Source organism: Streptomyces sichuanensis (assembly GCF_020328095.1).
GTDB lineage: Bacteria > Actinomycetota > Actinomycetes > Streptomycetales > Streptomycetaceae > Streptomyces > Streptomyces cinnamoneus.
The window spans coordinates 1-6,116 of record NZ_JAIXMK010000193.1; the positions used below are offsets into that span (position 1 = coordinate 1).

6 protein-coding genes and 1 pseudogene are annotated in these 6,116 nt (G+C 73.9%); 3 read left to right on the plus strand and 4 right to left on the minus strand.

Annotation, left to right across the window (positions count from 1 at the left end; translation table 11 throughout):
• Positions 1–643: pseudogene (locus LE181_RS30510) on the plus strand (hypothetical protein); the annotation flags it as partial.
• Positions 644–651: 8 nt separating this feature from the next.
• Here LE181_RS30510 and LE181_RS30515 read toward each other — a convergent pair.
• Positions 652–1,290, minus strand: coding sequence for a response regulator (locus tag LE181_RS30515; protein ID WP_225664749.1), 639 nt, complete (start codon positions 1,288–1,290; stop codon positions 652–654).
• 5 nt (positions 1,291–1,295) lie between these two features.
• Positions 1,296–2,543 carry a sensor histidine kinase gene (locus tag LE181_RS30520; protein WP_225664750.1) on the minus strand — a complete coding sequence of 416 codons (1,248 nt, stop codon included), beginning with the start codon at positions 2,541–2,543 and terminating at the stop codon, positions 1,296–1,298.
• A 266-nt stretch (positions 2,544–2,809) separates the two neighbouring features.
• Between LE181_RS30520 and LE181_RS30525 the strand changes: the two genes are divergently transcribed.
• Complete coding sequence (locus LE181_RS30525) at positions 2,810–3,325, plus strand: GlcG/HbpS family heme-binding protein (protein WP_225664754.1); 516 nt, start codon at positions 2,810–2,812, stop codon at positions 3,323–3,325.
• A gap of 85 nt (positions 3,326–3,410) precedes the next feature.
• Here LE181_RS30525 and LE181_RS30530 read toward each other — a convergent pair whose 3' ends face one another.
• Positions 3,411–4,592, minus strand: a complete 1,182-nt coding sequence (locus LE181_RS30530) for a glycine C-acetyltransferase (RefSeq protein WP_225664751.1) — start codon at positions 4,590–4,592, stop codon at positions 3,411–3,413.
• A 28-nt stretch (positions 4,593–4,620) separates the two neighbouring features.
• Positions 4,621–5,661, minus strand: coding sequence for an L-threonine 3-dehydrogenase (gene tdh / locus LE181_RS30535; RefSeq protein WP_225664752.1), 1,041 nt, complete (start codon positions 5,659–5,661; stop codon positions 4,621–4,623).
• Between the two features lie 96 nt (positions 5,662–5,757).
• On the opposite strand from tdh, the gene LE181_RS30540 reads away from it, so the two are divergent.
• On the plus strand, positions 5,758–6,116 hold a 359-nt coding region (locus LE181_RS30540), incomplete at its 3' end, for a LysR family transcriptional regulator (protein WP_225664753.1).

Here is a 6,116-nt window from a genome sequence, read left to right on the forward strand (position 1 = left end):
GGCACTGGTGGCCTACGGGCACTCTGTCGAGGAGCACTTCATGGCCGTCCCGGGGCAACTGGCCGGTACGGCCGTGGCGGTGGTGGTGCTGGTGGTGGCCGCCCTCGGTCGGGGCCGCTGGGCCCCGGCCGGGTCCGGCACGCCGCGGGGCCGGACCGGGGCCCGGCTACGAGGCCGGCGCCCGGGGCCGGGGGCGGGGCCGTCGGCCCCGGAACCCGCAGCGGCAGCGGCCGTTGGCCCGGTGTCCGCGCCGCCGCCGTGGGGTGTCGGGCTGGCGGCGCTGATGGTGGGGAGCCTGTTCCTGGGGACCGAGCACGTGCCGGGCTGGTGGAGTGCCGTGGCGGCGGCCGCACTGCTCGCTCTCGCGGTGACGGTGGGCCGGCGGTGGTCGCGTCGGCCGGGCTGGGAACCGCGCCACCGCCTCGGTGCCGCCGGCGGCGCGCTCCTGGCGTACGCCTGGACCGGCTTCGTCGCCGTGCCCGAGTCGGCGCCGAAGCAGACGGCGGACTACGTGGCGAACGCCGTCATGGCCGCGGGAGCGGTGCTGCTGTTCATATCCGCGGCCCGGGCGACGGCCCGGCAGGCGCGGGCGGCGACGGCGATCGGCCGTGGTGCGGGCGGCCGCCGGGCGTGGGGTGGGTGACCCTGTCGCTAGGGCAGCAGGCGCTGCTCCTTGGCGACCGCCACCGCCCCGGCCCGGGTGTCCACGCCGAGCTTGGCGTAGATCCGGCCCAGGTGCGTCTTGACCGTGGCCTCGCTGATGAACAGCGCCCGGGCGATCTCGCGGTTGCCCAGGCCCCGCGCCAACTGGCCCAGGATGTCCCGCTCGCGCTCGGTCAGCGTGCCCGTCGCCGGGCTGGCTCCGCGCATCCGGGCCATCACCCGGCCGGCGACCGGCGGGGAGAGGGTCGTACGTCCCTGGGCCGCGGCGTGCACCGCGGAGAACAGCTCCTCGGGACGCTCGGCCTTCAGCAGGTAACCGGTCGCCCCCGCCTCGATGGCCCGGGTCACGTCCGCGTCCGTGTCATAGGTGGTGAGGACCAGCACGTGCGTGGACCCTCCGGCCGCGGCGGTGATCCGGCGCGTGGCCTCCACGCCACCCATGCCCGGCCCGAGCTGGAGGTCCATCAGGACGACGTCCGGGGCGAGCTTGGCGGCCAGCGCGACCGCCTCCTCGCCGCTCCCGGCCTCCCCGACGACCTCGATGCCGGGCTCGCTGGCGAGCAGGGCCCGCAGCCCGGCCCGCACCACGACGTGGTCGTCGCACAGCAGCAGACGGATGGGGGCCATGGCAGTCACCGGAGCTCCGAAGAAGGGGAAGGACTGGGGGTGGAGGGCAGGGGGACGGACGCGGAGACGACCGTGCCTTCGCCGGGCGCGGACTCCACGCTCAGCCGGCCGCCGATGCCCAGGACCCGGGCGCGCATGGCGGGCAGCCCGTGCCCGCGCTCCCGCTCGGTGTCCGGCCGGCCCGCGGCGGGGTCGAAGCCCTGCCCGTCGTCGGCGATGTCGAGGACGACGTGGTCGCCGAGGCAGGTGAGGGTGACGGCGGCGGTGGCCGCACCGGAGTGCTCCCGCACGTTGGCGAGCGCTCCCTGGGCGATGCGCAGCAACGCCGACTCCACCCGCCCCGGCAGCGGCAGCGGCCCGCCCTCGTGGTGGAAGCGCACGGTGAGCTCCGCGCCCGACTCCCGTTCGGCCAGGGCGCGCAGCGCCTCGGCCAGCGACGCCCCCCGGTCCAGGTCCGGCGGCGCCAGGTCGTGGACGAAGCGACGGGCCTCGGCCAGGTCGCGGGCCGCGACGTCCGCGGCGCTGCGGACGTGCGCGCGGGCCGTGGCCGGGTCGGTCTCCCAGACGCGGTCCGCGGCCTGCAGCAGCATCCGCTGGCTGGACAGCCCCTGGGCGATGGTGTCGTGGATCTCCATCGCCAGCCGCTGCCGCTCGGCAAGCGTCCCCTCGCGCCGCTCGGTCGCGGCCAGCTCACGGCGGGTGCTCAGCAGATCGTCGATCAGCGCCCGCTGCCGGGCCGCCTGCCGCTGCATGTGCACGAAGACGGCCGTCGCCATCGCGGCGACCGTGGGCGGGGCCACGACCAGGTTCGGGTCGAAGCCGAAGAGACTGATCTGCGCCGCCACCACGAACACGGTCAGCACGCCGATCAGGACGAGCGCCGCCCGCACGGGCAGCGCGTGCAGGCTCGTGTACACGAGGGGGATCGCGCACCAGGCGAAGCTCGGCGCGAGCACGACCAGCACGACCCACACGGCGACGACCGCACTGAGCCACAGCCGCCCGCGGAACGCCTCCGGCTCGCCCGGGCCCGGCCCGAGCACGTACAGCACGGCCAGCACCACGCTCAGGGCGACGACCCACGGGATGCGGGGCTCCCCGGGATGGCGGAGCAGGAAGCGGACGAGCGAGGCCCAGAGCAGGAGGAAGAACGCAGCGTGCCGGACGGCGGCGAACCACCGCGCGTCGGGGTCGCTCGCGTGCTCGCGGGAACGGGCCCCGGCCCGGTCCTGCGAGGCGGAGGGGGTGTGCACGGGCGCCTTCTCCTTGCTTTCCTTGCCGTTTCCGGTAGCGGAACGGTGCTGCTCTCCCGTCCTAACCCCTCCCGGCCCCCTCCGCATCATCCGATCGGTTGACACGGGCGTCAGCCGTACCGCCCGGCGGGAGCAGCCGGAACGACGACCCGCGCGGGGCCGCCCCGCTCCGAGGATGGGTGCACGGCACGGGGCCGGGCCGCTCGGCCGCCCCGCCCGCCGCCGCCTGCAGTCCACCCGCCGAGGAAGAGGTCCCCATGAAGAGCCTGCAGAAGTTCTCCGTCCGAGCCCGCGTCCTGACCTGCGTCGCCGCGGCCGTCGTCGGCGCCGGGACCTTCGGCGCCGTCTCCGCGACGGCGTCCGCCGCCCCCAAGGGCTTCACCGAGACCACCCACCTGACGGTCGAGTCGGCCACCGAGGCCGCGCAGGCGGCGCTCGCCGCGGCGAAGAAGGACGGCCAGAAGGTCTCCGTCTCCGTCGTCGACCGCAACGGCAACACCGTGGTGATGCTGCGCGGCGACGGCGCCGGCCCCCAGTCCTACGAGTCGGCCCAGCGCAAGGCGTTCACCGCGGTCTCCTGGAACGCCCCCACCTCCGAGCTGGTCAAGCGGCTGCAGCAGGCCCCCAACCTCAAGGACATCCCCGGCACCCTCTTCCTCCCCGGCGGCGCCCCCGTCAAGGCCGGACAGGCCCCCGTCGCCGCCATCGGCGTGGCGGGCGCCCCGAGCGGCGACCTCGACGAGAAGTACGCCCAGGCGGGCGTGGCCGCGCTCGGCCACTGACGCACGCGCGGCCGGGGCCGCCGCGCCACCGGTGGTGCCGGTGCGCGGCGGCCCCGGCCGCCTTGCTCGCAGGAAGGCTTTCCGCTCAGCCCGCCATCGCGTCGCGGACGTCGCGGAACGCGGCGACCGTGCGCAGCACGTCCTCGCGGGAGTGCGCGGCGGACAGCTGCACGCGGATGCGCGCCTTGCCCTTGGGCACCACGGGGTAGGAGAAGGCGATCACGTAGATGCCCTTCTCCAGCAGCGCCTCGGCCATCCGGGCGGCCAGCGCGGCGTCGCCGACCATCACGGGTGCGATGGGGTGCTCGCCGGGCAGGATGTCGAAGCCCGCGGCGGTCATCTCCTTGCGGAAGAGCGCGGTGTTCTCGCGCAGTCGCGCCCGGCGGTCACCGGACTCGCTCAGCAGCGTGAGGATCTGCAGCGACGCGCCGACGATGGAGGGCGCCAGCGAGTTGGAGAACAGGTACGGGCGCGAGCGCTGCCGCAGGATCTCGACGATCTCGGCGCGGGCGGCCACGTAGCCGCCGCTGGCGCCGCCGAGCGCCTTGCCGAGGGTGCCGGTGATGATGTCGACCCGCTCGGTCACGCCGAACAGCTCGGGGGTGCCGCCACCGTTCTCGCCGACGAAACCGACGGCGTGCGAGTCGTCGACCATGACCAGCGCGCCGTAGCGCTCGGCGAGGTCGCAGATCTCGTCCAGCGGGGCGATGTAGCCGTCCATGGAGAACACGCCGTCGGTGACGATCAGCTTGTGGCGTGCGCCCGCCGCCTCCTTCAGGCAGCGCTCCAGGTCGGCCATGTCGCGGTTGCGGTAGCGGAAGCGGGCCGCCTTCGACAGGCGGATGCCGTCGATGATGCTGGCGTGGTTGAGCTCGTCGGAGATCACCGCGTCCTCGGCCCCGAGCAGCGTCTCGAAGACACCGCCGTTGGCGTCGAAGCAGGAGCTGTAGAGGATCGTGTCCTCGGTGCCCAGGAACTCCGAGATCCGGCGCTCCAGCTCCTTGTGCGGCGCCTGGGTGCCGCAGATGAAGCGGACGGAGGCCATGCCGAAGCCCCACTCGTCCAGCGCCTGCTTGGCGGCCGCGATCACCTCGGGGTGGTCGGCGAGGCCGAGGTAGTTGTTGGCGCAGAAGTTCAGGGACCGGTCGTCGCCCACCGAGATGGTGGCGGACTGGGGGCTGGTGATCACGCGCTCGGACTTGTACAGCCCGGCGTCGCGGATGTCCTGCAGCTCGGTGCGCAGGTGCTCGCGCATGCCGTCGAACACGGGTGACTCCTCGTCGTGTGGGTCTGCGTCAGGGGGCGGTGGGCCGGGTCCAGTCGATGACGACCTTCCCGCACTGGCCGGAACGGGCGGTGGCGAACGCCTCGGCGTGCTGTTCGAACCCGAAGCGGTGCGTTATCACCGGGGAGATGTCGAGGCCGCTGCGCAGCAGGACGGACATCGCGTACCAGGTCTCGTACATCTCGCGGCCGTAGATCCCGCGCAGGGTCAGCATCCGGGTCACGACGGTGGCCATGTCGATGGCGACGTCACCGGTGGGCAGGCCGAGGGCGGCGATGCGGCCGCCGGGCGACATGGTGGCGATCATGTCCTGGAGGGCGTCGGCGCGGCCCGACATCTCCATGCCCACGTCGAACCCCTCGGTCATGCCCAGCTCCGGCATGACGTCGGCGATGCGACGGCTGCTGACGTCGAGGGCGACGGTGGCGCCCATCTTCTGCGCCAGCGCGAGCCGGTAGGGGCTGACGTCCGTGATGACGGTGGAGCGGGCACCGGCGTGCCCGGCGACGGCCGCGGCCATCATGCCGATGGGGCCGGCGCCGGTGATCAGCACGTCCTCGTTGAGGACGGGGAAGGACAGGGCCGTGTGCACCGCGTTGCCGAACGGATCGAATATGGCGGCCACGTCGATGTCGATCTCGTGGCGGTGCACCCAGACGTTCGACTCGGGCAGGACCACGTACTCGGCGAAGGCGCCGTCGGTGTGGACGCCGAGGCCGATCGTGCGGATGCACAGGTGGCGGCGGCCGGCCATGCAGTTGCGGCAGGTGCCGCAGACGAGGTGGCCCTCGCCGCTGACGACGTCGCCGACCTGGACCTTGGTGACGCCGGGACCGGTCTCCACGACCTCGCCCGCGAACTCGTGGCCCAGTACGAGGGGGGCGCGGACCACCCTGGCCGCCCAGTCGTCCCAGCTGTCGATGTGCAGATCGGTCCCGCAGATGCCGGTGCGCAGCACCTTGATCAGAACCTGCCCCGCGCCGGCCTCGGGGGTCGGTACCTCGGTCAGTTCGAGACCGGGTCCGGCGGCGGTCTTTACCAATGCCCTCATGAGGGATCACTGTGCGGCTTCCGGAGCTGTGAAGTCCATCGACATTTCTCGCGATGACCTGTGAAGCTCCGCTTAACGATCTGGGACACTGGAGCGGTGATCGACCCCCGCCGCCTCCGGGTGCTGCGCGCCCTCGCCGACCACGGCACAGTCACGGCAGCCGCCCACGCCCTCTACCTGTCGCCGTCGGCCGCCTCCCAGCAGCTGGCCGCCCTGGAGGCCGAGACCGGCCACGCCCTGCTCGAACGCCGCGGCCGCACCGTCCGGCTCACCGCCGCCGGCACCGTCCTGGCCCGCCACGCCACCGAGATCTCCGCCCAGCTGGAGCGGGCCGAGGCGGATCTGGCCGCCTGCTCGACCGGCCTGGTCGGCGAGGTGGCCGTGGCCGCCTTCGCGACCTCCATCACCGAGGTCGTCGCCCCGGCCGTCGCCGCCCTGCGGCGGCGCGCCCCCCA